The sequence below is a fragment of the Streptomyces sp. 1114.5 genome (assembly GCF_003635085.1).
In the GTDB taxonomy this organism is placed as follows: domain Bacteria; phylum Actinomycetota; class Actinomycetes; order Streptomycetales; family Streptomycetaceae; genus Kitasatospora.
In genome coordinates this window covers 2,840,721-2,867,300 of the sequence record NZ_RBXE01000001.1, presented here as the reverse complement: position 1 = coordinate 2,867,300, position 26,580 = coordinate 2,840,721, and the positions used below count along the sequence as shown (strand labels likewise).

Here is a 26,580-nt window from a genome sequence, read left to right as displayed (position 1 = left end):
TAGGCAAACAGTGACTTCTGGCCATTACTGACATTTGGCAGAACGCTAAGGTTGTGCTCCCACCCGCCCGACCCGCGCTCCGGAAGGCCCCCGCCATGGCCGCTCGCACCCCCCACGCCGCCACCGCCCCGGAGGACGCCGGACGGACACCCGGGCTGCGTGAGCGCAAGAAGCAGCAGACCCGGGACGCCCTGGTCCAGGCTGCCCACGAGCTCTTCCTCGGCCAGGGCTTCGCCCGGACCACCGTCGACGAGATCGCCTCCGCCGTCGACGTCTCCCAGCGCACCTTCTTCCGCTACTTCGCCAACAAGGACGAGGTCGCGCTCGCCGTCATGGCCGAGGCCGAGGACTACTTCATCGAGTGCCTGCGCCACCGCCCCGCCGAGGAGACCCCGCTCCAGGCCCTGCGCGCCTCGATCGTCAAGGCCTGGCGCGACCTCGGGAAGGCCCAGGCCACCGGCCCCGGCTCGATCACCAGCGCCCTCGAACTCATGCGGCTGATCGAGGACGCACCCACCCTCCTCGCCGCCCACCTGCGCCGGGTCACCGAACAGGAACGGATCGTCGTCCGGGTGCTCGCCGAACGCGAGGGACTGGACCCGCGCGAGGACCTGCGGCCCACCGTGCTCGCCGCCGTCTTCGGCAGCGTGCTGCGCGCCGCCCACCTGTCCTGGACGGCCGACCGCGAACCCGACGGCCCGGAGGGCATGATCGCGCTGATCGAGCGCCACTTCGACCAGCTCGGCCCCGCCCTGGCCGGCCACTGGCGCACCCCCGCGATCTGACCTCCCGTATGCCCGCTGCTCCCGCGGCAGTCCCGGCGTACCACCCCAGTACTACCCGGGATCCAGCCCTCGGTCCGACGCCGGCCACCGCGCCCACCCCTACCCTGGCGGGATGATCCAGCCGTCCCCCGGGCAGTCCCGCGGCCCGTCCCCGCGCACCCGGCTCGCCTCGTTGCTCGCGTCGTTGCTGCACCCGTCCACCGACCACACGCCGCTGCTGGCACAGGCCCGCCGGCCGTGGGTGCGCTACCTGCCGTACGCCGCCGCGCTCGCCGCGATCTCCTCGCTCCTGCCCAGCTCGATCAACGTGCTGTCACACGACTACGGCCTCAACGCCGGACTCGCCGCGGCGCTCTCGGTGGCCCAGACCGTCCCCCTGCTGCTGGCGCCCACCCGGCCGCTGGCCGCCTGGTGGATGGTCGGATCGGCGAACCTGCTGACCTCCGCACTGACGCTCACCACCGGCCAGAACACCTCCCCGGTCTGGCCCTGGCCCGCCACCGCCCTGATCGGTTACCTGCTGCTGATGCTGCCGCTCGCCCTCCGCGAGGAACGCCGGACCCTGGTCGCGGTCTGGCTGGCCACCGCCGGGTCGAGCCTCGCCTTCTCGGTGATCGGCGCGGTACGGGACTGGGGAGGCGACAACAGCCTGCTCGCGATCGCCCTGACCGGCGCCGTCCTGGTCCTCGGCGGCGCCCTGCGGGAACGCGCCGAGGCCCGCCGACTGCTCACCGAGCAGGAGCAGATCAGCGAGGTCGAACGCGAACGGCGCACCCTGCTGGAGGAACGCGCCCGGATCGCACGGGAGTTGCACGACGTGGTGGCCCACCACATGTCGGTGATCGCGGTGCAGGCGGCCAGCGCGCCGTACCGGATCCCCGACGTACCGGCCGAAGCCGCCGAGGAGTTCACCACGATCGCCGGCACCGCCCGCGAGTCGCTCGCCGAGATGCGCCGGCTGCTCGGCGTGCTGCGCAGCGAGGAGTCCGGCGGGGAGAAGGCCCCGCAGCCCGGGGTCGGCCAACTCGACCAGCTGGTCGAGACGGTGGGACGGGCCGGGGTGCCGGCCGAACTGAGCGTCGACGAGGGGCTGGTGGAGACGGTGCCGCAGGCCGTCGGCCTCTCCGCCTACCGGATCGTCCAGGAGGCGCTGGCCAACGTGGTGCGGCACGCCCCCGGCGCGCGGACCTGGGTCTCGCTCTCCTCCGGCTCCGGCTCCGGCTCCGACTCCGACTCCGGCTCCGGCTCTGCCTCCGACGGACCGGCCCTGCTGGTGACGGTGGTCAACGCGCCCCCGCCGGAGCGCACCGAGTCGCTGGAGGCCTCCGCCGAGGGCACCGGGCACGGCCTGGTGGGCATGCGCGAACGCGTCCGGCTGGTCGATGGCAGGCTGGACACCGGCCCGCTGCCGGACGGCGGCTTCAAGGTGGCCGCCGTCCTGCCCTTCGACCCCCTCGACACTCCCCGGGAGACCACCGCATGACCATTCGCGTGATCATCGTCGACGACCAGGCCATGGTGCGCGCCGGCTTCGCGGCCCTGCTCGGCGTCCAGAGCGACATCGACGTGGTCGGGGACGCGGCGGACGGCGCGCAGGCCCTGGAGGTCGTCGGCCGCACCCACCCGGACGTCGTGCTGATGGACGTCCGGATGCCCGTCATGGACGGTCTGGAGGCCGCCCGGCGGCTACTCGACCCGGCTGTGCCCGGCGCGCACCGCCCCAAGGTGCTGATGCTCACCACCTTCGACGTGGACGACTACGTGTACGAGGCGCTGCGCGCCGGGGCCAGCGGCTTCCTGCTCAAGGACGCCCCGCCCGCCGACCTGATCGCCGCCGTCCGGGTGGTCGCGGCCGGCGAGGCGCTGCTCGCCCCCTCGGTGACCCGACGGCTGATCGAGGACTTCGCCCGCACCCGCCCGGCCAAGCGCCGCGACCCCAAGGTGCGGCTCAACGGCCTGACCCCGCGCGAGACCGAGGTGCTGGAGCTGATCGCCCGCGGCCTGTCCAACCAGGAGATAGCCGCCCACCTGGTGCTCGCCGAACAGACCGTCAAGACCCACATCGGCCGCATCCTCGCCAAGCTCGACCTGCGCGACCGCGCCCAGGCGGTGGTGCTCGCCTACGAGTCGGGCCTGGTGACGCCAGGCCAGTAGGGGGGTTGTCCCCACCCCGGTGGCACCAGGTCAGTGCGGGGGAAATCCTCCTGATACCCCGGTAGCACCCGGCAGTTGGCCCCGCGGAGTGACGTCCGCGGGGCCGTCGCGTCCCTACCTTCCTCTCCGTCGCCAGTCGAACGGACGAGGGAGAGCAGGGACATGCGCAGATTTCGGGCCGGACGGACGATCGCCGCCGCCGCGGTGGCACTGGCCGCGGTGCTCGGCGCGGGCGGCTGGGCCGCCGACACCCAGACCCCCCTCACCGGACCGCCGCCCGGCACCGCCGCCTGGACGGCCGACACCTCGCTCGGCCTGCGACTGCCCGACCCGGCCACCGCCGCCCCGGCCCAAGTCGCCTCGTTCTTCGCCGAGTTGCCCCAGGACCAGCAGGACGCGCTGGCCGCCCGGCACCCGCTGGTGGTCGGCAACCTGGACGGCGCCCCGGTCGCCCTCCGCTACCGGGCCAACGCCCTGGCCCTCGCCGCCGAACGCACCCGCGAACTCGCCCGCGCCACCGACCCCTCCCTCACCCCGCAGGACCACGAGGCCGCCCGCACCCGCGCCGAGCGCTACCGCACCCTGCTGGACGGCGACCGGCAGATCCTCGCCTTCGACCCGCGCGGCCGCGGCCAGGTCGCCGAGGTGTACGGCGACCTGGCCACCGCCCGCCGCACCGCCGTGATCGTCCCCGGCTCGGACATCGACCTGCTCCGCTTCGACCGCACCGCCGACCCGTACGGCACTCCCGCCGGCATGGCCCGCGCCCTCCGCGCCGAGGAGCAGCAGCAGGCCGCCGACACGCAGACCGCCGTGATCGCCTGGGCCGGCTACACCACCCCGGTCGGCCTCGGCGTGGACGCCGCCACCGAGGACCTCGCCCGGGCCGGCGCCACCCGGCTGACCCGGCTGCTGGACGGACTCGCCGTCAGCACCCGCCCCGAGGCCCCGCCCACGGTGTTCTGCCACAGCTACGGCTCGGTGGTCTGCGGCCTGGCCCACCCCAGCCCGGCCCGGGCCTCCGGCCTCGTGGTGCTGGGCTCGCCCGGCATGGGCGTCGACTCGGCCGCCGACCTCGACCACGGCGTCCCGCTCTGGGCCACCGCCCGCAACGGCTCCGACTGGATCGGCGACGTGCCCAACGTCCGGCTGCTCGGCCTCGGCCACGGCGCCGACCCGACCGCCCCCGGCTTCGGCGCCCGCCCGCTGCCCGCCACCGGATCCCACGGCCACACCGGCTACTTCGCCCCCGGCACCGCCTCCCTCGCCGCCTACGCCGCCGTCGCCCTCGGCCGCAGCTGACCCCGCACCTCCCGGAAGGAGCACCGACATGGCCCACCCGCTCGCCACCCTGCGCCGCGCCGCCGAGAAGGTCGACGCGCAGACGCCCGCCACCCGCGACCGCGCCCTGGACGGACTGCGCGCCCTCGCCCTGCTCGCCGTCCCGGTCGGGCACTGGATGCTCGGCGGCTTCACCCTCTCCCCCGACGGCGCCCTGCACAACGCCAGCCCGCTCTCCTCGCTCGGCTTCTTCGCCCCGATCAGCTGGGGCCTCCAGATGCTCGGGGTGTTCTTCCTGGTCGGCGGCCACTCCTCGGTCCGCTCACTGGAACGGGCCCGGAACCGCGGTGAGACCTACGGCAGTTGGCTACGCAGCCGTTCGGTGCGACTGCTGCGCCCGGTGCTCGGGGTGACGGCGGTCTGGGCGCTGCTGGTCCCGCTGCTGCCCGCGCTCGGTGTGCCCGCGGACACCGTGCGCACCGGCGCGACGCTGGTGGTGCAGCCGCTCTGGTACATCGCCGTCTACCTGGGACTGACCGCGCTCACCCCGCTCTGCGTGGCCGCCGGGCGCCGGCTGGGCGGCTGGTCGGCGGGCCTGCTGGTGGTCTCGGTCGCCGCCGTCGACCTGCTGCGGTACGGGCCGTGGGCGCAGGCCGTGCCGTCCTGGGTGGCGCTGCTGAACATCCTGCCGGGGTGGCTGTTCGGCTACCAGCTGGGCGTGCTCTGGGCGCAGGGCCGGCTCGGCCGCCCGGCGGCCCGGGTGCTGCTGCTCGGCGGCGGTGCGCTGTTCGCGGTGCTGCTGCTGGTGTTCCACTACCCGGCCAGCATGGTCGGCGTGCCCGGGGCCGAGCGCACCAACTCGCACCCGCCGTCCCTGCTGGTGCTCGCCCTGGCGGCGTTCCAGTGCGGCGCCGCGATGCTGCTGCGGGAGCGGCTGGGCCGGCTGCTGACGGGCCGTCCGCTGCTGTGGCTGCCGGTGGTCGTGGTCAACCTGTCGGCGATGACGATCTTCTGCTGGCACCAGAGCGCGATGCTCGCGGTGGCGGTGCCGGGCGCGGCCGGGCTGGGCGCCGTCCCGGGGCTGACCACCGCACCGGACTCGCTCGGCTGGGTGGCCGCCCGGCTGGCGCTGCTTCCGCTGTTCGGGGTCGCCCTGGCGGCGATCGGGTGGTTCACCCGGCGGTTCGACGGGCCGTGGACGTCCTTCTCCCGGGCCGGGAAGGCGGTGGCCGGCACTGCGGCGGCGCTGTTCGCGGCGTACGCGCTCGGCGTGGTGTGAGCCTGCCGAAGCACCGGTGGAGCACCGGACGAAGGGGGCGTGGACCAGTCGGTCCACGCCCCCTTCGGGCAGTCTGCACACCCCTCACCCGAGGGTTGCAGCAGGGAAGTGCACCCGCATGCGAACCACCACGCACTGTGATGTCCTGTGACCGTCGGCGACCTTCGCAGGAGCGTGCCCGCCCCCCTCGGCCCGTCCGTCCGCATTCGACGACACCCCCAGCCACCCCCGCTCCTGAGGAGTCCCATGCCCATGCCCCCATCCCGCCCACAGTCGCCGCGGCCCCGGGCCCGCCGCCGGCTCGCGGGCACCGCCGTGGTCCTCGCGGTGACCGCCGGCACCCTGCTGAGCGCCGTCGCCCCGGCCGTCGCCCACGGCGGACCGGCCGCCCCGGGAGCCGACGACCTCGCCCCGCACGTCGACTCCCCCCGGGTGATGGCCGAACTGCGGCAGGACGAGGTCGCGGCACTCGGCCAGGAGCACGCCGAGGAGCACGCCCGGATGCGCGCCGCCATCCGCGGCATCGGCGACTACCCGCAGACCACCCGCACCAACCGGTACAACGCGCTGACGGCCTCCCAGGCCGACCACAACAAGGCCTTCGACCCGGCGGTGTTCGGCGCGTTCAGGCAGTACTTCGACTCCCCCGACTTCGGCGACCACGTCGCACTCCTCCCGACCGGCAAGGTGCTGCTCTTCTCCTTCGAACGGATCGAGACCAACCCGGAGAAGGAGCCCGCCCCCACCCAGACCACCGGCAAGGAGAACGCCGGCCGGGCGTTCCTCTGGGACCCGAGGAAGAACTACGGACCGGACGCGTTCAAGCAGGTCAACCCGCCGGTCGTCGACATGCCGGACGGCCTCGGCGAGAAGCGCCCGGCGCCGTTCTTCTGCTCCGGCCACTCCTTCCTGCCCAACGGCATGCTCGGCGTCTTCGGCGGCAACCTCGGCGGCAACGGCGGCACCGGCGCCAAGCTCTCGCTGATCTTCGACCCGTGGACGGAGACCTGGACCCGCAACCCCGACATGTCGGTCGGCCGCTGGTACCCCTCCGTGGTGACCGGCGCCGACGGCCGCCAGCTGATCATGTCCGGCCAGTCCGAACTCGGCTACGGCACCCCCACCCCGGTGGTCGAGCGCTTCCCCGCCAAGCCCTTCGCCGTCCCGGTGAGGAAGACCGACCTGCCCACCGACACCCCGGTGGACCGGTTCAAGGTGGACGCCCCGTTCACCACCGACTACCCGCACCTGTTCTCGCTCAACGACGGCAACGTCTACGGGTTCGGCCGCCAGCCCGCCGAGCAGTGGAAGTTCGACCCGGTCGTCGAGTCCCGCAGCGACCTGGCGGCCCGCCCCGACGGCCGCAAGCGCAACTACGGCTCCGCGGTGCTGCTCCCCAACGGCACCAACGGCCCGGACTCCGCGCTGATCCTCGGCGGCGACCGCGACAACCCGAGCACCCTGCGCTTCTCCAACGGCACCTGGACGGCCGAGAAGTCCCGCGCCTTCGGCCGCACCCAGGACGACACCATCCTGCTGCCCACCGGCCGGCTGATGACCGTCAACGGCGCCTACGACATCCGCGACTACGGCAACGGCCCGTACAACCCCAACGCGGACCTCAAGTACCGCCAGATCGAGCTGCGCGACGACCAGGGCAACTGGCAGCTCGGCCCGGTCCAGCGCCTCCCGCGCGGCTACCACTCCAACGCGGTCGTGCTGCCGGACGGACGCGTCCTGGTCACCGGCGACGAGCTCCAGCAGCTGGCCAACAACACGGACGTCAACCGCACGGTCAGCGGCATCCCCGGCACCGCGGGGCCGGTCACCATGAACGGCACCATCGAGATCTACGAGCCCGCCTACCTGCACCAGGGCAGCCGGCCCGACCTGGACGACGCGCCGACCGTGCCGATCGGCTACGACAAGAAGTTCACGGTCTCCAGCTCGACCTCGGACCAGGTGGTCAAGGCCGTCCTGCTCGCGCCGACCACCTCCACCCACTCGGTCAACACCAGCCAGCGGTACCTCGACCTGCGGATCACCAGCCAGGCCGGCAACCGGATCCAGTTGCAGGCCCCGCCGGACGCCAAGGCCGCGCCGCCCGGCTGGTACATGATCTTCCTCCTCGACGGCAAGGGCGTGCCGAGCGAGGCGAAGTGGATCCAGCTCACCCCGTCCGTCTGACCCCGCCCCCACCGAAAGGAACTCCCCACCCATGGCAACGGACCTGAGTCTGCGCGAGAGCGAAGAGATCCAGGGCGACATCCTCGCCGGCTTCAAGAAGGACAACGTCAGCATCCTCTTCCTCAAGTTCGAGGATGCGGCCAGGGCGCGCGACTGGCTCCGCAAGCTGACCCCGCAGATCTCCACCACCCGCGAAGTCGCCACGTTCAACGAGGCGTTCAGCGAAGCCAGGGCCGCGTCCGGCGGCGACGACCCCAAGTCGCTGACCGCCACCTGGCTCGGCATCAGCTTCACCTACGAGGGCCTGCTGATGCTCTCCGGCTCCGACCCGCTCCCGACGCTCCCGCAGGGCGACACCGGCCTGAAGGCGTTCAAGGAGGGCGCGGCCCGACGGGCCGGCGGGCTCGGCGACACCGGCGACAACTCCCCGGAGAACTGGCTCTTCGGCAACGGCAGGACGCAGTCCGTCCACGCCGTCCTGAAGATCTCCGCGGACACCGAGAAGGACCTGCAGGCGGCCGTCGAGGCCCAGCGGATCGCCGCCGCCGAATGCCGCGTCGTGATCGTCTACCAGCAGAACGCGAAGACCCTCCTGGGCAGCCGCCGCGGCAAGGAGCACTTCGGGTTCAAGGACGGCATCAGCGAGCCCGGCGTCAAGGGGTTCGACCGGCCCAGCCCGAGCGACCCGGAGCAGGTGGACGGCCACCCCGGCACCCGGATCATCCCGGCCGGCGAGTTCATCTGCGGCCTGGAGAACGACCAGTTCAGTTTCCCCAAGGACCAGTACCCGGCCTGGACGCACAACGGCTCCTTCCAGGTCGTCCGCCGGCTCGCCCAGGACGTCCCCGGCTGGTGGTCGCAGGTCGCGGTCAAGCTGGGGGAGCTCCGGACGGCCAAGGCCGTCCCGGACCACGCCACCACCGAGTGGCTGGCCGCTCGCATGGTCGGCCGCTGGCGCTCCGGCGCCCCGGTCTGCCACTTCCCGGACCGGGACGTCCCGAACAACCCGACCGCCGCCAAGGACAACGCCTTCGACTTCGCGGACGACCCGGAGGGCCTGGTCACCCCCCTCTGGTCGCACCTGCGCAAGACCGAGCCGCGCGCCGGCCTGCAGGAGAGCCCGGACAAGCCCCCGTTCCCGGCCAAGGACCTCAACGGCCGGCGGATCATCCGGCGCGGCACCCCGTACGGAGAACCCTTCGACCCGGCCTCCGAGGGCCCGGGCGGCCCCGACGACCCGCGCGGGCTGCTGTTCGTCTGTTACCAGGCGGACCTCAAGCGGCAGTTCGAGTTCATCCAGGCCAGCTGGATGGACCGGGCGAACTTCCCGCCCAACCGCAACTCGCAGGACACCACCCCGCCCGGGCACGCGAACCCCAGGCCCGTCCCCGGCCGGGACCCGGTCACCCAGAACTGCACCGACCCGGACACGGGCGAGGTCACCCCCGTCGACTACGAGAGCCGGGACACCGGCGGCCTGATCCGGCACACCCCGCTGAACTTCGCGCAGTTCGTCCAGACCACCGGCTCGGTGTACGCCTTCATGCCCTCCCTGAGCATCCTGCGCGGCCTCTGCGAGGGCCGGCTCGCCCCGGTCGGCGGGCAGACCGGCCAGAGCGGCACCCAGACCGGCGGCCAGACCGGGCAGATCGGCGGCCAGCCCCGGCCCCAGCCGGTGAAGGCCTACCCCTGCGACGAGTTCGTCTCCGTCCCGGACCAGTACCGCCGCGCCGGACAGAGCCAGTACTGGGCGTTCCACGGCGACCGCTGCCGACTGATCTCGATCGCCGACGGCACCGCCCACACCGACCGCAAGGTCGAGGACGACACCTGGCTGACCAGCTGGACCTGTCTGCGCGACGTCGGCCGGGTCGACTGCGTGCTGCCCGTACCCGACCAGCAGGACCCGGCCGGCAAGAGCGTGTACTGGGTGTTCCACAGCACCGCCGGCCGCCAGCAGTACCGGCTGGTCTCGATCACCTGCGGCGGCGGCCGGTACACCACGGCCCTCGAACGCTCCGACCGCGACCTCACCTACTGGGGCTCGCTCAGTGGCGTCGGCCAGGTGGACTGCTGGCTGCCCGTCCCGGACCAGCAGCGGGTCGGCGGCAAGAGCTGGTACTGGTGCTTCCACACCACCGGCGGCCGCCAGCAGTACCGGCTGATCTCGATCGCCGACGGCACCGCCCACACCGACGTGCGCGAGCGCACCGACCGCGAACTCTCCCAGTGGGGTTCGCTGAACGGCCTGAACCGGGTGGACTGCTTCCTGCCGGTCCCGGACTGCCAGCGGGTCGGCGGGAGCAGCGAGTACTGGGTGTTCAGCGGCCAGAACTACCGCCGGATCTCGATCGCCGACGGCAGCGGCCACCCGGACCGGCTGGTCTCCGGCGACCGCTCCTGCGACGCCTGGGCCTCGCTGTCCTGACGCAACACCGACACCCGGTCCGGCCGGACGCCGAAACCGCCCGACCGGGACGCCGGAGGAACACGCGCCCCCGGTGCGCCACGCGCACACCGGGGGCGCGTCGTCAGTGCCTTGCCCTAACCTGCCGCCATGGTGACGTTCGAGGAATTCCGCGCGATGGCCCTGGCCCTGCCCGAGGCCGCCCAGGAGCCGACCTGGGACATCGAGACGCTGCGGGTCCGCAGCCGGATCTTCGCGATGGGCGCCCCCGACGGGGACCGGGTCACCGTCAAGGCCTCTCCCGAGGACCAGGCCGAACTTCTCGCCGCCGAGCCCGAGGTGTTCTCCTCCGCCCCCTACGTCGGGCGGCACGGCTGGGTGAGCGTCCGGCTGAGCCTGGTCGACCCGGACGAGCTGCGCGACCTGGTCACCGAGGCCTGGCGGCGGACGGCACCGAAGCGGCTGGTCCGGGAGTTCGACGCCTGAGCGGCCCTCCGTTCGGGCCCTCGCCCGCGCCGCCGTCCGAACCACTGGGAGACGCCGGAAGGACACTCCCGGTTCATGTGATCCATCCCACAGTTTAGGCGTGCCCGGCGTGCCTCCCGGCCCCCTAGGCTTGCGCAGGGAAGTCAGCAGTCCTATCGCACCCTCCGGGCACCGCCCGTGAAACGGTGACAGGCCCCAAGGGAGTTGGTGCGGTGCGCAACCGTCGGCGCTGGAAGCGGGTACTGATCGGGGCGTTCGCGGGCTGTGCCGTGCTGGCCGACGCCGGCGCCTCGGCCGCAGCGGCCGCGGTCTCCTCCGAGCAACTGGCGATCTCCACGCCCCCGGCCGGCAGCGCCGCCTGGATCCAGGACCACTCCTTCGGCCGAACGCTGCCCGACCCGGCCACCACCACCCCGGCCGCCGCCGCCGAGTTCTTCGCCTCGCTCGCGCCCACCGAGCTCGACCGGCTGATCCAGGCGTACCCGCTGGTCGTCGGCAACTACGACGGCGCCCCGCTGGACCTGCGCTACCGCGCCAACCGGATCGCCCTGGCCGCCGAACGCGACAAGGCCCGCACCCGCGCCGCCGACCGGACGCTCGACTCCGACACCCGCGCGCTGGCCGTCTCCCGCGCCAACGACGTCGACCACCTGCTCGCCCCCGGTCGGCAGATCCTCGCCTTCGACCCGCGCGGCCGCGGCCTGGTCACCGAGGTGTGGGGCGACCTCGCCGACGCCGAACGGATCTCCGTCGTCGTCCCCGGCTCGGACGCCGACCTCGGCCACTTCGACCAGGCCGTCGACCCGCTGCGCTCCCCGGCCGGCATGGCCCGCGCCCTCCACGCCGAGGAGCAGCGCCAGTCCCCGGGCACCCGTACCGCCGTGGTGTCCTGGACCGGTTACGTCACCCCCTCCGGCCTCGGCCCGGACGCGGCCACCTCCCGGCTCGCCGACGTCGCCGCCCCCCGGCTGCAGCGGCTGCTCGCCGGGCTCAAGGAGACCACCCGCCCGGACGCGCCCCCGTCGCTGCTCTGCCACTCGTACGGCTCGGTGGTCTGCGGCACCGCCGCCCCCGAGATCCCGCGCGCGGCCGCCTCGCCGTCCGACACCTCCGGCATCACCGACATGATGGTCTTCGGCAGCCCCGGCATGGGCGTGCAGAGCACCGCCGAGCTGGGCACCGGCGTCCACGTCTGGGCCACCCGCAACCCCAGCGACTGGATCGGCAACGTGCCGTTCCTGGAGGTCGGCGGGCTCGGCCACGGCGCCGACCCGACCGCGAGCGGCTTCGGCTCCGAGCAGATCTCCTCGGCCCGCGCCGTCGGCCACACCGGCTACTTCACCGAGGGCACCGACAGCCTGCACAACTTCGCGGCGATCTCGCTCGGCCACTACCAGGACGTGATCCGGCCCAACTCCTAGGGCCGCCCAACTCCCGGGGCCGCCCAACTCCCGGGGCCGGACAGGCCCTACGGCCCCTGGTCCTGGTACAGCCGCAGCGCCTCCGCCGCCGCCCGGGCCAGCTCGCGCCGGGCGGCCGGCGGGGCCAGCACCTCCACGTCCGCGCCCAGCGCCAGCAGCGAGCGGACGGCGGCCGGCGCCGGGAAGGCCATCGCCACCTCCACCCAGTCCTCGGCCGGCCCGAGGACCGCCTCCGGCGGCGGCGCGGTGACCCGGCCGCCGTGGATCCGCAGGAACATGTCCAGCCGCCCGCGCCGGACCCGCACCCGGACCGGCACCTCCACCGGCAGCCGCTCCACCTGCTCGCGCAGCACCGCCCAGGCGTCGCCGAGCCCCACCCCGGCCCGGCGGCGCACCGCCTCCTCGGCGGTCTCCGCGGCCAGCACCCGGTCCGCCCGGAACAGCCGCGGCTCCCCGTGCAGATCGGCCACCAGGTACCAGACGCCCGCCTTGTTCACCAGCCCGTACGGGTCGACGGTGTACTCCACCGGCCCGGGCGCCCCGCCGTGCCGGTAGCGCAGCCGCAGCCGCCGGTCGGCGAAGACCGCGTACTGAAGCTCGCCCAGGTCCGGACCGGGCGCGCCACCCGGCGCGGCGCCCTGCATCCACCGGGCCGGGTCCACCAGGATCCGCTCGCTGGTCCGCTCGGCGGCCGGGCGGTGCGGGGCGGGCAGCGCCGCCATCACCTTGCGCAGCGCCGAGCCGAGCGCGCCGTCCAGCCCGAGGTCGCTGTGCGCGCCGCGGGCGGAGAGCACGAACAGCGCCTTGGCCTCGTCCGCGGTCAGCCCGGTGACGTCGGTGCGGTAGCCGGGCAGCAGGCCGATGCCGCCGTGCCGCCCGCGCTCGGTGAACACCGGCACCCCGGCGGCGGAGAGCGAGTCCACGTCCCGGTAGATGGTGCGGACGGACACCTCCAGCCGCTCGGCGAGTTCGGTGGCGGACACCCGGCCGCGGGTCTGGAGCAGCAGGAGGATCGAGAGCAGGCGGTCGGCCTTCATGGTCCAAGAATCCCAGCAATCCTGACGGCCGTTGTCAGGTTTTACTGGGAGATTGCGTTCCGAGCCCGAAGAACCGCCCGACACCAGGGAGTTGACCGCAGATGACCGCCGTCCAGGACGCCCGGCCGCAGTACCTGCTCGCCCTCGACCAGCTGGAGAAGCTGGTCGCCACGATCACCCCGGCCGACCTCGAACGGCCCACCCCCTGTACCGAGTTCACGCTGCGGCAGCTGCTGAACCACGTGGTCGGCGGCATCCACCGCTGCGCGTACCTGGGTGAGGGCGGCCGGTCCCAGGACATCGTGCCCGCCATCGAGGACCCGGGGGACGACGGCTGGCCGGCCGCGCTGGGCCGCGCCCGCGCCCGGGCGACCGCCGCCTGGGCGCAGGACGCCAAGCTCGGCCGCCCGACCGTCGCGCCCTGGGGCGAGGTGCCCGGCGCCATGGTGGTCGGCGGCTACGTGATGGAGGCGGTGACCCACAGCTGGGACATCGCGCAGGCCCTGGACAGCGGCTTCGCGCGGGACGACGCCCTGGCGCACACCGCACTGGCCATCGCCGAGGTCGTCCTGCCGCCCGAGAGCCGGGTCGAGGGCGTCCCCTTCGCCGAGGTGCAGCCGGTCGCCGAGGACGCCGACGTCCACGCCCGACTGGCCGCCTGGCTGGGCCGCACGAGCTGAGAGGCCAGGGGCAAGAGGCAAGGGGCAGGGCCCGGGAAGTCGCCGACTCCCCCGGGCCCGCCCGCCCCGCCGGCCGCTACTCCCGCCCGACCGAGGTGAAGGCCATGTCCGCGTAGCGGCCACCCCGCACCTGGCCCGAGACCGGCTCCAGCAGCGCCAGCTCCTCCGCCGTGAGCCGCAGGGTCGCCGCCGCGGTGTTCTCGGCGAGCCGGCTGCGCTTGCGGGTGCCCGGGATCGGCACGACGGTCAGCCCGTGCACCTCGGCCTGCTGGTGCACCCAGGCCAGCGCGACCTGGGCGAGCGACACCCCGCGCGCTGCCGCGATCTCCCGCAGCGGGGCGAGCAGTTCCGCGTTGGCCACCGCGTTGTCGCCGGTGAAGCGCGGCTGGGTCCGACGCACGTCGTCCGCCCCGAGGCGGTCGGCGTCCTGGAAGGAGCCGGTCAGGAAGCCCCGCCCGAGCGGCGAGTACGGCACGAAGGTGACGCCCAGCTCGGCCGCGGCCGGCACCGCCGAGCGCTCGACGTCGCGGGCGAACACCGACCACTCGGACTGCAGCGCGGCGATCGGGTGGATGGCGTGCGCCTCGCGCAGCTCGGCCCCGGTCACCTCGGACAGCCCGAGGTGGCGCACCTTGCCGGCCGCGACCAGCTCGGCCATGGCGCCGACCGAGTCGGCCAGCGGCACGGCCGGGTCGCGGCGGTGCATGTAGTAGAGGTCGATCTCGTCCACGCCGAGCCGGCGCAGCGAGGCGTCGACGGCGGCCCGGATGTACGCCGGGTCGTTGCTGATGCCCCGGTAGCCCGGGTCCTCCTCCTTGCGGACGAGCGCGAACTTGGTGGCGAGCACCACCTTGTCCCGGTTGGCCCGGACGAAGGGGCCGATGAACTCCTCGTTGCGGCCCAAGCCGTAGGCGTCAGCGGTGTCGAACAGGGTGACACCGGCCTCCAGGGCGGCGTCCAGGGTGGCGACGGCCTCGTCGGAGTCGGTCGGGCCGTAGAACTCGCTCATGCCCATGCAGCCGAGGCCCTGGACGCCCACCAGCGGGCCGCCGGTACCGAGTTCGACGGCGGGAAGGACTGGGTGAGTCATGCGCTCTGCTCCTCTTGGTGGTACTGGCGGTCGGCCGGGGCGCCGCCGCTCTCGGCGACCTTCCCGGCATAGAGATCGATCTTGTAGTCGAGGACGGCGAGGGTGGCCTGGAGGTCGACGATCCGCTGCAGGACCTCCTCGCGCTGGGCCACCAGCAGCCGGCGCCGCCCCTCGTAGGTCGTTTCGCCCTGGCGGGCCATGTCCACGTACTTGAGCATGTCGGCCACGGACATGCCGGTCAGCCGCAGCCGCCCCAGGAAGGCCAGTCGGTGCAGGTCGGCGTCGCAGTAGCGGCGCTGGCCGCCGGCCGCGCGGTCGACGGGGTCCAGCAGGCCGATCCGCTCGTACCAGCGCAGGGTGTGCGCGGTGAGCCCGCTCGCCACCGCGACCTCGCTGATGGTGTGCCGCGGGGTCCGGTCCGGATCACCGCCCGGCGCGCCGCCGTACACCTCGGAACAGCTGCGCAGGTCCGCCTCGATGCGTGCGGGTACGGCCATGGATCGTCTCCCCTGTCTCGTGCGACGGGAAAAACGCTACCGAGTTGGAGTGCACTCCAAGCAAGCCCGACCGGCCCGGCAGCCGGGTGCCCCCGCCACCACGTTCCCCGCTCCCGACTACAGTCGGGCCTCATGGAGAGCTTGCGTGTGATCGAGAACTGGCCGGTGCCGCACGCCGCGGCGGCCGTGGTCCGGGGGGCGGACGGCGCGCTGCTGGGGGCGCACGGGCCGCAGCAGCACCTGTTCCCGCTGGCCTCGGTGACCAAGCTGCTCACCTCGTACGCGGCGCTGGTCGCGGTCGAGGAGGGCGTCTTCGAGCTGGACGACCCGGCCGGCCCGCCCGGTGCGACCGTCCGCCACCTGCTGGCGCACACCTCCGGCCTGGGCTTCGACGAGGACCGGGTGTTCGCCGAGCCCGGCAACCGCCGGCTCTACTCCAACGCGGGCTTCGACGCGCTGGCGCGGGCGCTGTCCGAGGCCGCCGGGATCGAGTTCTCCCGCTACGTCGCCGAGGCGGTGTTCGAGCCGCTGGGCATGGCCGACACCCTGATCAACACCGCGCACAAGTCCCCGGCCGGCGCCGGCGGCCTGTCCACGGTCGCCGACCTCGCCCGGTTCGCCGCCGAGCTCCAGGCGCCCAAGCTGCTGGCCCCGTCCACCGTCCGGCAGGCCACCCGCGAGGTCGCCTTCCCCGGCACCGGCGGCGTGCTGCCCGGCTACGGCCACCAGCGCCCGAACGACTGGGGCCTCGGCTTCGAGATCCGCGACGGCAAGAGCCCGCACTGGACCGGCGCCGGCAACTCCCCCGCCACCTTCGGCCACTTCGGCCAGTCCGGCACCTTCCTCTGGGTCGACCCGGAGGTGGGCGCGGCCTGCATCGCGCTCACCGACCGGGACTTCGGCCCTTGGTCCGTCGAGGCCTGGCCCGCCTTCTCCGACGCGGTGCTCGCCGAACTGAAGCGTTAGCCGGACACCCGCTAGCCGTACGAGACCGGCGAGTGCATCTCCCAGAGCAGGAGCTGCGCGCCGGTCTCGCCCGCCGACGGGTCGGCGAAGGCCTCGCCGGTGATCCGCACGCTGTCGCCCGGGGCCATCGAGCGGCCGCCGCCCTTGGGCCCCGGGACGGTCCGGTAGCCCAGCGAGCCGGCCGTCAGGTGCGCGTACCGCCAGGGCGCCGCGGGCAGTTCGGGCAGCGGCTGCCACGGCCCGGCGGTCACCAGCCAGAGCGCGGCGTCGCGGCGGCGCAGCCGCAGGGCGTCGGTCCCGGCGTCGCGCGCCAGCCCGGAGGCGAGCAGCGTCAACGCGCCGTCCGCCGGTTCCACCCTGCGCAGCCCGTACACCGGGTCCGCGTCGAACTCGTCCGGCTGGAGCCACATCTGGACGAAGCGGACCGGGCCGGTGGCGCCGCCGACGTTGCGCTCGGTGTGGGTGACGCCGGAGCCGGAGCCGAGGTGCTGGACCATCCCCTGCCGGACCACCCCGCTGTGGCCGTGCGAGTCCCGGTGGGCCAGCGCGCCCTCCAGCACCCAGGTGAGGATCTCGGTGTCCCGGTGCTTGTGCTCCTCGAACCCCGCGCCGGGGGCGAGGAGTTCCTCGTTGCACGCGAGCAGCGCGCCGAAGTGGGTGTTCTTCGGGTCGTAGTGGCCGGAGAAGGAGAAGGCGTGTCGGGTCTCGATGCCCTCGGCCGGGGTGGAGCGGTAGCGCTCGGCGGCGCGGCGCAGGTCGGCACGGGGGCGGTCAGCGGCGTCGGTCACGCACCCACCGTAGTCGGCGGTGTGACCCTTGCCACCGACCGCTCCGCCCGGGGTGTGCACGAGCAGTCACTCGGGTGAGGCAGTCTTGTCCTTGTGCCAGCCGCTTCCGCGAACTCCCAGAGCGAACCCAGTCCCGTACCCGAACCGACCGGGAAGGGCCCGGTTCCCCGGTCGGGCCGTGACCGTCCCGGCCGCGCGGCGCCCCGCCTGACGGCGCAGGAGCGCAGAACCGCCGCCGAGCGCGCCGAGCGCCGGGCGGCGACGCTCAAGCGGCTGGAGAAGTCCTCGGGCAAGCTGGCCACCGCCGCGATCTCGCGGATGGACGACCAGCTCGGCTGGTACCGGCGGATGCCGCCGGAGCACCGGTCCTGGATCGGCCTGGTCGCCCAGGCCGGTATCGCCGCCTTCACCGAGTGGTACCGCCACCCGGAGTCCGCGAAGGCGATCTCCACCGACGTCTTCGGCACCGCCCCGCGCGAGCTGACCAGGGCGATCACCCTGCGTCAGACCGTGGAGCTGATCCGCACCACGATCGAGGTGATGGAGGAGGCCATCGAGGAGGTGGCCGCCCCCGGCGACGAGGCGGACATGCGCGAGTCGGTGCTGGTCTACGCCCGGGAGATCGCCTTCGCCACCGCCCAGGTGTACGCCCAGGCGGCCGAGGCGCGCGGCGCCTGGGACGCCCGGCTGGAGGCGTTGGTGGTCAACTCCCTGCTGTCCGGCGACGCCGACGAGGGCGTGCTCTCGCGCGCCGCGGCGCTCGGCTGGGGCCAGCCCAGCCAGATCCGGGTGGTGATGGGCAGCGCGCCGGACGGCGACAGCGAGCTGGTGGTGGAGGCGATCCGCCGGGCCGCCCGGTACGCCAAGCTGCACGTGCTGACCGGGGTGCTGGGCAAGCGCCTGGTGGTGGTGGTCGGCGGCGAGAAGGAGCCGGTGCAGGCGGCCAGGGCGCTGATCGGCCAGTTCGCGCCGGGCCCGGTGGTGGTCGGCCCGACCGTGCCCGACCTGCTCTCCGCGACCCGCTCGGCGCACGCCGCCGCGGCCGGCCTGCGGGCCTGCGCGGCCTGGCCGGACGCCCCGCGCCCGGTGCTGGCCGACGACCTGCTGCCCGAGCGCGCACTCGCCGGGGACCAGGCCGCCCGCCGTCAGCTGGTGGAGGAGATCTACACACCGCTGGACGAGGCGGGCTCGGCGCTCCTGGAGACGCTGAGTGTCTACCTGGAGCAGGCCTCCTCGCTGGAGGGGGCGGCGCGGATGCTCTTCGTCCACCCCAACACGGTGCGCTACCGGCTCCGACGTGTGACCGACGTCACGGGGTACGCCCCCTCCGATGTACGTTCGGCGTTCACGCTGCGGATCGCACTGGCCCTCGGCCGGCTGACGGACGCCGGAGAGCCCGGCTGAGCCGGAGTGTAGGGACCATACAATCCCGGATGGTTTTCTTCGTTACCGTCGCCTACCCGCCCCTGGGCGCCTGGCGAGAGAGGGTTGAACCGTGCTCGTAATCGTCGCCCCTGGACAGGGTGCCCAGTCCCCCGGTTTCCTCAGCCCCTGGCTTGAGCTGGACGGTGTCGCCGACCGCCTTCGCGCCTGGTCGGAGGTCGCCGGGCTCGACCTGGTGCACGCCGGCACCGAGGCGTCCGCCGAGGAGATCAAGGACACCGCCGTCGCCCAGCCGCTGCTGGTCGCGGCCGGCCTGGTGACCGCCCGTGCGCTCTTCCCGGACGAGGACCTGGCCCGCAAGCAGGTCGGTGCCGTGGCCGGTCACAGCGTCGGCGAGATCACCGCCGCCGCCGGTGCCGGGGTGCTCAGCGCCCACGACGCGCTGACCTTCGTCCGTGAGCGCGGCCGGGCGATGGCCGCGGCCGCCGCCGTCACCGAGACCGGCATGATCGCCGTGCTCGGCGGCGACCCGGAGACCGTCGCCGCGAAGCTGGCCGAACACGGCCTGACCGCGGCCAACAACAACGGCGGCGGCCAGATCGTCGCCGCCGGCACGCTGGCCCAGCTGGAGGCGCTGAAGGCGGACCCGCCGGCCGGCGCCAAGCTGATCGCCCTGAAGGTGGCCGGCGCGTTCCACACGGAGCACATGGCCCCGGGTGTCGAGCGGCTGGCCGAGCTGGCCCCGACCCTGACCGCGGCCGACCCGCAGGTCCGGTACGTCTCCAACAAGGACGGCGGGGTCGTGGACTCCGGCGCCGAGGTGCTGGCGCGCCTGGTGTCGCAGGTCTCCAACCCGGTCCGCTGGGACCTGTGCATGGAGACCCTCGGCCGACTGGGCGCGACGGCCGTGATCGAGCTGTCCCCCGCGGGCACCCTCACCGCACTGCTCAAGCGCAACCTCAAGGGTGTGGCCACGCTCGCCCTCAAGACCCCCGCCGACCTGGACAAGGCCCGCGAGCTCGTCGCCGAGCACGGCGGTCAGGAGCAGGAGACCACCGCATGACCAAGCCCCAGATCCGTCCCGCCACGGGCGCGCAGTACTCGCGCATCCACGGCGTCGGCGGCTACCGCCCGGTCCGGGTGATCCCCAACTCCGAGGTCCTGGAGTGGATCGACTCGTCGGACGAGTGGATCCGCACCCGCAGCGGGATCGCCGCGCGCCGCTGGGCCGGCCCGGAGGAGTCCGTCGCCGAGATGTCGGTGCAGGCCGCCGGCAAGGCCATCGCGCAGGCCGGGATCGCCCCCGAGCAGATCGGCGGCGTGATCGTCGCGACGGTCTCGCACCTCAAGCAGACCCCGGCGATCGCCACCGAGATCGCCGAGCGGCTCGGCTGCGGCAACGCCCCGGCCTTCGACATCTCGGCCGCCTGCGCCGGCTTCGGCTACGGCCTGGGCCTGGCCGACGGCATGATCCGCGGCGGCAACGCCGAGTACGTGCTGGTGATCGGTGTCGAGCGGCTCAGCGACCTGACCGACAAGTCGGACCGCTCGACCGCCTTCATCTTCGGCGACGGCGCCGGCGCCGCGATCGTCGGCCCGTCCGACACTCCCGGCATCGGCAAGCTGATCTGGGGTTCGGACGGCTCGCAGGCCGACGTCATCACCCAGACAGCGGCCTGGGACACCGCCTTCGCCAAGTCCGACGCCGTCAACGGCCCGGGCGAGGAGACGAAGTGGCCGTACCTGCGGATGGACGGCCAGCCGGTCTTCCGCTGGGCGGTCTGGGAGATGGCCAAGGTCGCCCAGCAGGCGCTGGACGCCGCCGGGGTGACCGCCGACCAGCTCGGCGCGTTCATCCCGCACCAGGCCAACATGCGGATCACCGACGCCATGATCAAGGCGCTGAAGCTGCCGGAGTCGGTGCCGGTCGCCCGCGACATCGCGGAGACCGGCAACACCTCCGCGGCCTCCATCCCGCTGGCGATGGAACGCATGTTGGAGACCGGCGAGGCCCACAGCGGCGACCTGGCGCTGATCATCGGGTTCGGGGCGGGTCTCGTGTACGCCGCGGCAGTCGTTACGCTCCCCTAGGCGCGTTTCGCCCACTGATCCACAAGCCTGTGTCCGGCCGCCGGCCGGACACGTTCAACACTGAAGAGGAGCAGCCAGTATGGCTACCAAGGACGAGGTTCTGGAAGGTCTCGCCGAGATCGTCAACGAGATCGCCGGTATCCCGACCGAGGATGTCGCGGTCGACAAGTCCTTCACCGATGACCTGGACGTCGACTCGCTGTCCATGGTCGAGGTCGTCGTGGCCGCCGAGGAGCGCTTCGACGTCAAGATCCCGGACGACGAGGTCAAGAACCTGAAGACGGTCGGCGACGCGGTGGACTACATCCTCGCCAACGCCTGAGCGATCGACTCGTTCGATTCGGCCAGTCCGTCCGGCGTCCCGCACGCCTCCGACGGCTGACCTGTCGGCCCGACTCCTGCGAGCCGGGCCGACCAGCCGGCCGGGACGCCCCACCGGGGCGCCCGGCCGGGCCCTTCCTCGGCTCCCGCCGACCCCCCGCACACGTGAGAGAAGAAGAAACCAGTGACCGCTGAAAATCGCACCGTGGTCGTCACGGGTATCGGCGCCTTCACGCCGCTGGGCGCCGACGCCGCCGGCACCTGGGAGAACCTGGTCGCCGGTAAGTCCGGTGTGGCGGCCCTGACCGAGGAGTGGGCCGAGGAACTGCCGGTTCGGATCGCGGCGCGCACCGCCGTCGAGCCCGGCGAGATCCTGCCCCGCCCGCTGGCCCGCAAGCTGGACCGCTCGGCGCAGTTCGCCGTGATCGCCGCCCGCGAGGCCTGGGCCGACGCCGGCTACGAGACCCCCGCCACCGACGAGTCCTCCAAGCTCGCCCCCGAGCGCCTGGGCACCGTCATCGCCTCCGGCATCGGCGGCGTGACCACCCTCCTCGACCAGTACGACGTGCTGAAGGAGAAGGGCGCCCGCAAGGTCTCCCCGCACACCGTCCCGATGCTGATGCCCAACTCCCCGGCGGCCAACGTCGGCCTGGAGGTCGGCGCCCGCGCGGGTGTGCACACCCCCGTCTCCGCCTGTGCCTCCGGCGCCGAGGCGATCGGCTACGCGATCGAGATGATCCGCACCGGCCGCGCCGACGTCGTGGTGGCCGGCGGCACCGAGGCGGCGATCCACCCGCTGCCGATCGCCGCGTTCGCCAGCATGATGGCGATGTCCAAGAACAACGACGACCCCGAGCACGCCTCGCGCCCGTACGACAAGGCCCGTGACGGCTTCGTCCTGGGCGAGGGCGCCGGCGTGGTGGTCCTGGAGTCGATCGAGCACGCGGAGGCCCGCGGCGCCCGGATCTACTGCGAGGCCGTGGGCCAGGGCCTGTCCTCGGACGCCCACCACATCGCCCAGCCCGAGCCCACCGGCGCCGGCGTGGCCCGCGCGCTGGCCGACCTGTTCGAGCGCAACGAGCTGGACAAGGCCGAGATCGTGCACGTCAACGCGCACGCCACCTCGACCCCGCAGGGTGACACCGCCGAGCTGAAGGCGCTCCGCAAGGAGCTCGGCGACGACCTCGACCACATTGCCATCTCGGCCACCAAGTCGATGACCGGCCACCTGCTGGGCGGCGCCGGCGGCATCGAGACCGTCGCCACCGTGCTGGCCCTGCACCACCGTCTCGCCCCGCCGACCATCAACGTCGACGACCTGGACGACGACGTGGACGCGGACATCGTGCGCGGCGAGGCCCGCAAGCTGCCCGAGGGCCGGATCGCGGCGCTGAACAACTCGTTCGGCTTCGGCGGCCACAACGTGGTGCTGGCCTTCCGCACCCGCTGACGCACACACGACGGAGGGGCCGACGCTCGCGCAGAGCGTCGGCCCCTCCGTCGTTCCCGCTTCTCTCAGACCACCTGGTGCAGCCAGCGCACCGGGGCGCCCTCGCCCGCGTACCGGAACGGCTCCAGCTCGTCGTCCCAGGGCTTGCCGAGCAGCCGGGCGATCTCGGCCTCCAGGTCGGCGCCCTCGCTACGGGCGCGCAGCAGGACGGCGCGCAACCGGTCCTCGGGGATCAGGATGTCGCCGTGGATGCCCGTGACGGCGTGGAAGATGCCGAGGGTGGGCGTGCTGCTGTAGCGCTCCCCCTCCGCCGTGGCGCAGGGTTCGCTGGTCACCTCGTACCGCATCAGCTGCCAGCCGCGCAGCGCGGAGGCGAGCTTCGAGGCCGTGCCGGGCTCCCCCTGCCAGGAGAGCTCCGCACGCCAATGTCCGGGTGCGGCCGGCTGGCGGATCCAGTCCAGGCTCACCCGCACACCGAGCACCCCCGCGACGGCCCACTCGACGTGCGGGCACAGCGCGCGGGGCGCGGAGTGGATGTAGAGAACTCCACGTGTCGTCACCGGGACCTCCAGGCTGTGGACGAGGGTCGCCTTCCCCAGCTGCCTCGTGCCTGCAGTTGATCCACAGTTACCCACGTTAGCCGACATTAAGTCACTAAATTGAGCAAAACGGACAGGCTTTCGCTCAATGCTAGTCGAATCCTCAACGAGGTCTACCCCTCGGCCGGATCTCTCCCCCGAACGGCCCCATCGCCGGGCGGGACCACCGTACCGCGCCGTCCGGCGGGATGGCTGACGCACTTTCGGATCCGGCCGGAATGCGGTAGTGCGGCGCGGCCCCCTGCGCCCGACTGCGAACCTTCCCGACAGGAACGCCCCGCCGCCCGGACGGGGCGGCGGGGCGGGCAGGTCAGCTCGCCGACGAGGCGTCAGCCCTCCAGGCGGACGACCATCTTGCCGGTGTTGACGCCGCGCAGCAGGTCGAGGAAGGCCTCGGCGGCGTTCTCGAAGCCGTCCACCACGGTCTCCTCGTGGCGCAGTTCGCCGGACTTCAGCCAGCCGGCCACCTCGGCGACGAACTGCGGCTGAAGCGCGGCGTGGTCGGCGACCAGCATGCCCTCCAGGCGCAGCCGCTTGCCGATGGCGAGCGCGAGGTTGCGCGGGGCGGCGGGCGCGCTGGTCTCGTTGTACTGGGCGATCGCGCCGCAGAGCACCGCGCGGCCGTGCACGCCGAGGGCGCCGATCGCGGCCTCCAGGTGGTCGCCGCCGACGTTGTCGAAGTAGAGGTCGATGCCGTCCGGGGCGGCCTCGGCGAGCTGCTCGCGGACCGGGGCGTCCTTGTAGTTGAAGGCCGCGTCGAAGCCGTACTCGTCAACGAGCTTGGCGACCTTGTCCGCCGAGCCGGCCGAACCGACCACCAGGGAGGCACCCTTGAGCCGGGCGATCTGGCCGACCATCGATCCGACCGCGCCGGCCGCGCCGGAGACGAAGACCTTGTCGCCCTCCTTGAGGCCGCCGACGGCGAGCAGGCCGGCGTAGGCGGTCAGGCCGGTCATCCCGAGCACGCCGAGGTAGGCGGACAGCGGGGCGGCGGCCGGGTCGACCTTGACCGCGCGCTTGGCGTCCAGGGTCGCGTACTCGCGCCAGCCGAGCCCGTGCAGCACGGCGTCGCCGGGGGCGAAGCCCTCGGCCTCCGAGGCCACCACGTAGCCGACCGCGCCGCCGTCCATGGGCTTGCCGAGCTGGAACGGCGGGACGTACGAGGGGACGTCGTTCATCCGGCCGCGCATGTACGGGTCCACCGAGAGGTAGGCGTTGCGGACCAGGATCTCGCCCGGGCCCGGGGTCCGGACCGGGGCCTCGACCAGGGCGAAGTCGGTCGGCACCGGCCAGCCCTGCGGACGGGCGGCGAGGTGCCATTCACGGGCGGTGGCGGGGACGGCCTGCTCTGCCATGGCGCTGCTCCTTGCGGTTCAGGTGCATGAAAGGTTGAGAAACTTAAGTAACGATGGACATGAAAGGTTCACCTTGTCAACTTTTCAGGTAGACTCTGGACCATGGACACCCAGCCGGCCCCGGACGCCACGCCGCAGTCCGACGAGATCACCCGCGAGGTCGTCGACCTGATGGCCAACCTGGTCGCGCTCTTCCACCGCGAGTACGAGGAGGCCGCCGCCGCCCGCTCGCTCACCGGAGCCCAGGCCAAGGTCCTCGCCCTGTTGCGGCGCGGACCGATGCCGATGCGCCAGATCGCCCAGACGCTCAGCTGCGAACCGTCCAACATCACCGGCATCGTCGACCGGCTGGAGTCCCGCGGCTTCGTCACCCGCGAGGCCGACCGGCAGGACCGCCGGGTCAAGCTGGTCGCCGCCACCGACACCGGCGCGGCCGCCTCCGAGGAGCTGCGCGAGTCGCTGAACTTCGCCCGCGAGCCGCTGGCCGCGCTCGGCCAGGACGAGCGGACGGTCCTGCGCGACCTGCTCCAGCGGATGCTCATGGGTGCCTCCGGCCCCGGGGCGTGACCAGCATCACAGGCCTCCGAAGCGATCCGTTCGCCCATCGGGGGTAACCGAACGGCCTTCCGGAACGTCTAACGTTCGAACATCGAACGCGAGACACCTGAAACGGGGGGCACGGAGGATGAGCACCAGCACGCGCCGGCGCCGCTACCTGCGGACCGCGATCGGCCTGGCCGCCGTGCTGGTGCTGTCGGTGGTGGGAGCCGGCGCCTGGTTCTACCACCGGCTGGACAACAACATCACCACCTTCGATGCGGGCGGCGTCGCCACCGAGCGCCCGCCCGCGCCGGTCCCGGCCACCCCCGGTGCCCAGGTGCCGGTCAACGTGCTGCTGCTCGGCTCCGACACCCGCGACGACGGCAACGACTCGCTGGGCGGCGGCGGCGAGGGGGTCGGCCACTCGGACACCGCGATCGTGGTGCACGTCTACGCCGACCACAAGCACGCCGTCGGCGTCTCCGTCCCCCGCGACACCCTGGTCACCATCCCGTCCTGCAAGCTGCAGAACGGGACCTGGACGACCCCGAAGAACGACCAGATGTTCAACTCCGCCTTCACCGTGGGCGAGTACCCCAAGGGCAACCCGGCCTGCACCCAGAACACCGTGGAGAAGCTCACCGGGCTGCGGATCGACCACACCGTGGTGGTCGACTTCAAGGGCGCGGCCGCGATGGCCGACGCGGTGGGCGGCGTGGAGGCCTGCGTGCCCAACGACGTCAACCAGTACGGCATCCACCTCAAGAAGGGCCTGCAGAAGCTCTCCGGGCAGTCCGCGGTGGACTACCTCCGAGCGCGCCACGGCATCGGCGACAACTCCGACATAGGCCGGATGAAGCGCCAGCAGGCCTTCCTCTCCTCGATGATCAAGAAGGTCCAGAGCCAGGGCTTCTCGCTGCCCACCCTGCTGCCGCTGGCCGACGCCGCCACCAAGTCGCTCACCGTGGACGAGGGGCTCGGCACCGCGATGAAGCTGGTGGACTTCGCCCGCTCGGTCCAGGACATCAAGCTCTCCGACATCACCTTCGTCACCGCGCCCTGGCGCTTCGCAGGCGACCGCGTGCGGCTGGTCCAGCCGGACGCCGACGCCCTCTGGAAGCTGCTGCGCGAGGACCGCACCCTGGACGGGCAGAGCACCGCCGGGACGGGCCAGGTCACCTCCTCCCCCACCGCCGACCCGGGCGCCCCCACCGGCGCCGGCACCCCGCTGGCGCCCGAGCAGGCCGCAGCCCCGATCACCGTGGTGAACGGGGTCGGCACCGCCGGCCTGGCGGGCTCCGGCGCGGAGACGCTCAAGGCGCGCGGCTTCACCAACGTCGCCCTCGGCGCCAACGAGCCGGGGCACCCGACCTCCCGGATCGGCTACGACCCCGCGCTGAAGGCCGCCGCCGACCAGGTGGTGGCCCTCTTCCCCGGCGCCCAGGCGGTGGAGGAGCCCGGCTCGGGCACGATCACCGTCACCCTCGGCGCCGACTACCGCGCGGCGGGCACCCGGATCGACTCGGTCTCCGCCGCCAGCCCCGCACCCGGCGCCACCCCCGACGCAGCGGCCACCCCCGGCACCCCGCCCGGCACCCCGTCGCCCGGTGTCCCGACCGGCATAGCGGAGAACACCCGCAACGCCGACACCGATCCCTGCGCCAACCTGACCTTCGGCTGAGCCGCCAGGGCCTGCCCTAGGGCCTGTCCGGCGGATCTTGTCGGATCAGCGCGCGGCTCCCCCAGCCTTCGGCCGGGAGGTACCCCCACTTCGCGCCCGTCT

24 protein-coding genes are annotated in these 26,580 nt (G+C 73.3%); 18 read left to right on the top strand and 6 right to left on the bottom strand.

The window, feature by feature from the left end; all coding sequences use genetic code 11:
- Positions 1 to 95 precede the first annotated feature (95 nt).
- From BX285_RS12625 to BX285_RS12585, 9 genes are all read left to right on the top strand, one after another.
- Positions 96 to 785 (top strand): TetR family transcriptional regulator, encoded by a 690-nt coding sequence (locus BX285_RS12625; RefSeq protein ID WP_121175162.1) that lies wholly within the window; start codon positions 96 to 98, stop codon positions 783 to 785.
- 112 nt (positions 786 to 897) lie between these two features.
- On the top strand, positions 898 to 2,268 hold the full coding sequence (locus tag BX285_RS12620; protein WP_121175161.1) for a sensor histidine kinase: 1,371 nt from the start codon (positions 898 to 900) through the stop codon (positions 2,266 to 2,268).
- A complete protein-coding gene (locus tag BX285_RS12615) occupies positions 2,265 to 2,939 on the top strand; it encodes a response regulator transcription factor (protein ID WP_097238062.1) in 675 nt (224 codons plus the stop codon). Before BX285_RS12620 ends, BX285_RS12615 begins: the two co-directional genes overlap by 4 nt.
- A gap of 162 nt (positions 2,940 to 3,101) precedes the next feature.
- Positions 3,102 to 4,241: an alpha/beta hydrolase gene (locus tag BX285_RS12610; RefSeq protein ID WP_121175160.1), complete on the top strand. Its 1,140-nt coding sequence runs from the start codon at positions 3,102 to 3,104 to the stop codon at positions 4,239 to 4,241.
- Between the two features lie 28 nt (positions 4,242 to 4,269).
- A complete protein-coding gene (locus tag BX285_RS12605; RefSeq protein ID WP_121175159.1) occupies positions 4,270 to 5,499 on the top strand; it encodes an acyltransferase in 1,230 nt (409 codons plus the stop codon).
- Between the two features lie 246 nt (positions 5,500 to 5,745).
- Positions 5,746 to 7,686 (top strand): glyoxal oxidase, encoded by a 1,941-nt coding sequence (locus BX285_RS12600; RefSeq protein WP_259470508.1) that lies wholly within the window; start codon positions 5,746 to 5,748, stop codon positions 7,684 to 7,686.
- Between the two features lie 31 nt (positions 7,687 to 7,717).
- Positions 7,718 to 10,114 carry a Dyp-type peroxidase gene (locus BX285_RS12595; protein WP_121175157.1) on the top strand — a complete coding sequence of 799 codons (2,397 nt, stop codon included), beginning with the start codon at positions 7,718 to 7,720 and terminating at the stop codon, positions 10,112 to 10,114.
- Positions 10,115 to 10,243: 129 nt separating this feature from the next.
- Positions 10,244 to 10,579, top strand: coding sequence for an MmcQ/YjbR family DNA-binding protein (locus tag BX285_RS12590; protein WP_097238057.1), 336 nt, complete (start codon positions 10,244 to 10,246; stop codon positions 10,577 to 10,579).
- Positions 10,580 to 10,791: 212 nt separating this feature from the next.
- The gene (locus BX285_RS12585) at positions 10,792 to 12,000 is read left to right on the top strand and encodes an alpha/beta hydrolase (protein WP_121175156.1); all 1,209 of its coding nucleotides are present in this window, start codon (positions 10,792 to 10,794) and stop codon (positions 11,998 to 12,000) included.
- 47 nt (positions 12,001 to 12,047) lie between these two features.
- Here the strand turns inward: BX285_RS12585 and BX285_RS12580 are convergent, their stop codons facing one another.
- Positions 12,048 to 13,037: a YafY family protein gene (locus tag BX285_RS12580; protein ID WP_121175155.1), complete on the bottom strand. Its 990-nt coding sequence runs from the start codon at positions 13,035 to 13,037 to the stop codon at positions 12,048 to 12,050.
- A gap of 101 nt (positions 13,038 to 13,138) precedes the next feature.
- Here BX285_RS12580 and BX285_RS12575 point away from each other — a divergent pair, with 101 nt between their 5' ends.
- Positions 13,139 to 13,717 carry a TIGR03086 family metal-binding protein gene (locus BX285_RS12575; RefSeq protein WP_121175154.1) on the top strand — a complete coding sequence of 193 codons (579 nt, stop codon included), beginning with the start codon at positions 13,139 to 13,141 and terminating at the stop codon, positions 13,715 to 13,717.
- A gap of 76 nt (positions 13,718 to 13,793) precedes the next feature.
- Here the strand turns inward: BX285_RS12575 and BX285_RS12570 are convergent, their stop codons facing one another.
- Together BX285_RS12570 and BX285_RS12565 are read right to left on the bottom strand one after the other, a co-directional pair.
- Positions 13,794 to 14,807, bottom strand: a complete 1,014-nt coding sequence (locus BX285_RS12570) for an aldo/keto reductase (protein ID WP_097238053.1) — start codon at positions 14,805 to 14,807, stop codon at positions 13,794 to 13,796.
- Positions 14,804 to 15,304 carry a MerR family transcriptional regulator gene (locus BX285_RS12565; protein WP_097238052.1) on the bottom strand — a complete coding sequence of 167 codons (501 nt, stop codon included), beginning with the start codon at positions 15,302 to 15,304 and terminating at the stop codon, positions 14,804 to 14,806. Before BX285_RS12565 ends, BX285_RS12570 begins: the two co-directional genes overlap by 4 nt.
- A gap of 132 nt (positions 15,305 to 15,436) precedes the next feature.
- Here BX285_RS12565 and BX285_RS12560 point away from each other — a divergent pair, with 132 nt between their 5' ends.
- Complete coding sequence (locus BX285_RS12560) at positions 15,437 to 16,270, top strand: serine hydrolase (RefSeq protein ID WP_097238051.1); 834 nt, start codon at positions 15,437 to 15,439, stop codon at positions 16,268 to 16,270.
- Between the two features lie 11 nt (positions 16,271 to 16,281).
- On the opposite strand, the gene BX285_RS12555 is transcribed toward BX285_RS12560, so the two are convergent.
- Positions 16,282 to 17,058 (bottom strand): pirin family protein, encoded by a 777-nt coding sequence (locus BX285_RS12555; protein WP_097240272.1) that lies wholly within the window; start codon positions 17,056 to 17,058, stop codon positions 16,282 to 16,284.
- Between the two features lie 207 nt (positions 17,059 to 17,265).
- Between BX285_RS12555 and BX285_RS12550 the strand changes: the two genes are divergently transcribed.
- The 5 genes from BX285_RS12550 (at position 17,266) to fabF (ending at position 22,303) form a co-directional block, all read left to right on the top strand.
- The gene (locus tag BX285_RS12550; RefSeq protein ID WP_097240271.1) at positions 17,266 to 18,462 is read left to right on the top strand and encodes a CdaR family transcriptional regulator; all 1,197 of its coding nucleotides are present in this window, start codon (positions 17,266 to 17,268) and stop codon (positions 18,460 to 18,462) included.
- Between the two features lie 91 nt (positions 18,463 to 18,553).
- The gene (locus tag BX285_RS12545) at positions 18,554 to 19,504 is read left to right on the top strand and encodes an ACP S-malonyltransferase (RefSeq protein ID WP_097238050.1); all 951 of its coding nucleotides are present in this window, start codon (positions 18,554 to 18,556) and stop codon (positions 19,502 to 19,504) included.
- Complete coding sequence (locus BX285_RS12540) at positions 19,501 to 20,532, top strand: beta-ketoacyl-ACP synthase III (RefSeq protein WP_097238049.1); 1,032 nt, start codon at positions 19,501 to 19,503, stop codon at positions 20,530 to 20,532. Before BX285_RS12545 ends, BX285_RS12540 begins: the two co-directional genes overlap by 4 nt.
- 79 nt (positions 20,533 to 20,611) lie before the next feature.
- The gene (locus BX285_RS12535) at positions 20,612 to 20,854 is read left to right on the top strand and encodes an acyl carrier protein (protein ID WP_097238048.1); all 243 of its coding nucleotides are present in this window, start codon (positions 20,612 to 20,614) and stop codon (positions 20,852 to 20,854) included.
- A 183-nt stretch (positions 20,855 to 21,037) separates the two neighbouring features.
- On the top strand, positions 21,038 to 22,303 hold the full coding sequence (fabF, locus tag BX285_RS12530) for a beta-ketoacyl-ACP synthase II (protein ID WP_097238047.1): 1,266 nt from the start codon (positions 21,038 to 21,040) through the stop codon (positions 22,301 to 22,303).
- A 65-nt stretch (positions 22,304 to 22,368) separates the two neighbouring features.
- Here fabF and BX285_RS12525 read toward each other — a convergent pair whose 3' ends face one another.
- Both BX285_RS12525 and BX285_RS12520 read right to left on the bottom strand, forming a co-directional pair.
- Positions 22,369 to 22,863 (bottom strand): DUF3145 domain-containing protein, encoded by a 495-nt coding sequence (locus BX285_RS12525; protein ID WP_097238046.1) that lies wholly within the window; start codon positions 22,861 to 22,863, stop codon positions 22,369 to 22,371.
- A 368-nt stretch (positions 22,864 to 23,231) separates the two neighbouring features.
- Positions 23,232 to 24,257 (bottom strand): NADP-dependent oxidoreductase, encoded by a 1,026-nt coding sequence (locus BX285_RS12520; RefSeq protein ID WP_121175153.1) that lies wholly within the window; start codon positions 24,255 to 24,257, stop codon positions 23,232 to 23,234.
- Positions 24,258 to 24,359: 102 nt separating this feature from the next.
- Between BX285_RS12520 and BX285_RS12515 the strand changes: the two genes are divergently transcribed.
- Positions 24,360 to 24,824: a MarR family winged helix-turn-helix transcriptional regulator gene (locus BX285_RS12515; RefSeq protein ID WP_121175152.1), complete on the top strand. Its 465-nt coding sequence runs from the start codon at positions 24,360 to 24,362 to the stop codon at positions 24,822 to 24,824.
- A 118-nt stretch (positions 24,825 to 24,942) separates the two neighbouring features.
- Positions 24,943 to 26,478 (top strand): LCP family protein, encoded by a 1,536-nt coding sequence (locus tag BX285_RS12510; RefSeq protein ID WP_121175151.1) that lies wholly within the window; start codon positions 24,943 to 24,945, stop codon positions 26,476 to 26,478.
- Positions 26,479 to 26,580 lie beyond the last annotated feature (102 nt).

Coding starts and splice junctions, on each gene's coding strand:
- BX285_RS12560 (WP_097238051.1), top strand. CDS start 15,437: ATGGAGAGCTTGCGTGTGATCGAGAACTGGCCGGTGCCGCACGCCGCG.
- BX285_RS12575 (WP_121175154.1), top strand. CDS start 13,139: ATGACCGCCGTCCAGGACGCCCGGCCGCAGTACCTGCTCGCCCTCGAC.
- BX285_RS12600 (WP_259470508.1), top strand. CDS start 5,746: ATGCCCATGCCCCCATCCCGCCCACAGTCGCCGCGGCCCCGGGCCCGC.
- BX285_RS12565 (WP_097238052.1), bottom strand. CDS start 15,304: ATGGCCGTACCCGCACGCATCGAGGCGGACCTGCGCAGCTGTTCCGAG.
- BX285_RS12515 (WP_121175152.1), top strand. CDS start 24,360: ATGGACACCCAGCCGGCCCCGGACGCCACGCCGCAGTCCGACGAGATC.
- BX285_RS12620 (WP_121175161.1), top strand. CDS start 898: ATGATCCAGCCGTCCCCCGGGCAGTCCCGCGGCCCGTCCCCGCGCACC.
- BX285_RS12625 (WP_121175162.1), top strand. CDS start 96: ATGGCCGCTCGCACCCCCCACGCCGCCACCGCCCCGGAGGACGCCGGA.
- BX285_RS12605 (WP_121175159.1), top strand. CDS start 4,270: ATGGCCCACCCGCTCGCCACCCTGCGCCGCGCCGCCGAGAAGGTCGAC.
- BX285_RS12535 (WP_097238048.1), top strand. CDS start 20,612: ATGGCTACCAAGGACGAGGTTCTGGAAGGTCTCGCCGAGATCGTCAAC.
- BX285_RS12520 (WP_121175153.1), bottom strand. CDS start 24,257: ATGGCAGAGCAGGCCGTCCCCGCCACCGCCCGTGAATGGCACCTCGCC.
- BX285_RS12580 (WP_121175155.1), bottom strand. CDS start 13,037: ATGAAGGCCGACCGCCTGCTCTCGATCCTCCTGCTGCTCCAGACCCGC.
- BX285_RS12510 (WP_121175151.1), top strand. CDS start 24,943: ATGAGCACCAGCACGCGCCGGCGCCGCTACCTGCGGACCGCGATCGGC.
- BX285_RS12540 (WP_097238049.1), top strand. CDS start 19,501: ATGACCAAGCCCCAGATCCGTCCCGCCACGGGCGCGCAGTACTCGCGC.
- BX285_RS12570 (WP_097238053.1), bottom strand. CDS start 14,807: ATGACTCACCCAGTCCTTCCCGCCGTCGAACTCGGTACCGGCGGCCCG.
- BX285_RS12615 (WP_097238062.1), top strand. CDS start 2,265: ATGACCATTCGCGTGATCATCGTCGACGACCAGGCCATGGTGCGCGCC.
- BX285_RS12610 (WP_121175160.1), top strand. CDS start 3,102: ATGCGCAGATTTCGGGCCGGACGGACGATCGCCGCCGCCGCGGTGGCA.
- BX285_RS12590 (WP_097238057.1), top strand. CDS start 10,244: ATGGTGACGTTCGAGGAATTCCGCGCGATGGCCCTGGCCCTGCCCGAG.
- BX285_RS12595 (WP_121175157.1), top strand. CDS start 7,718: ATGGCAACGGACCTGAGTCTGCGCGAGAGCGAAGAGATCCAGGGCGAC.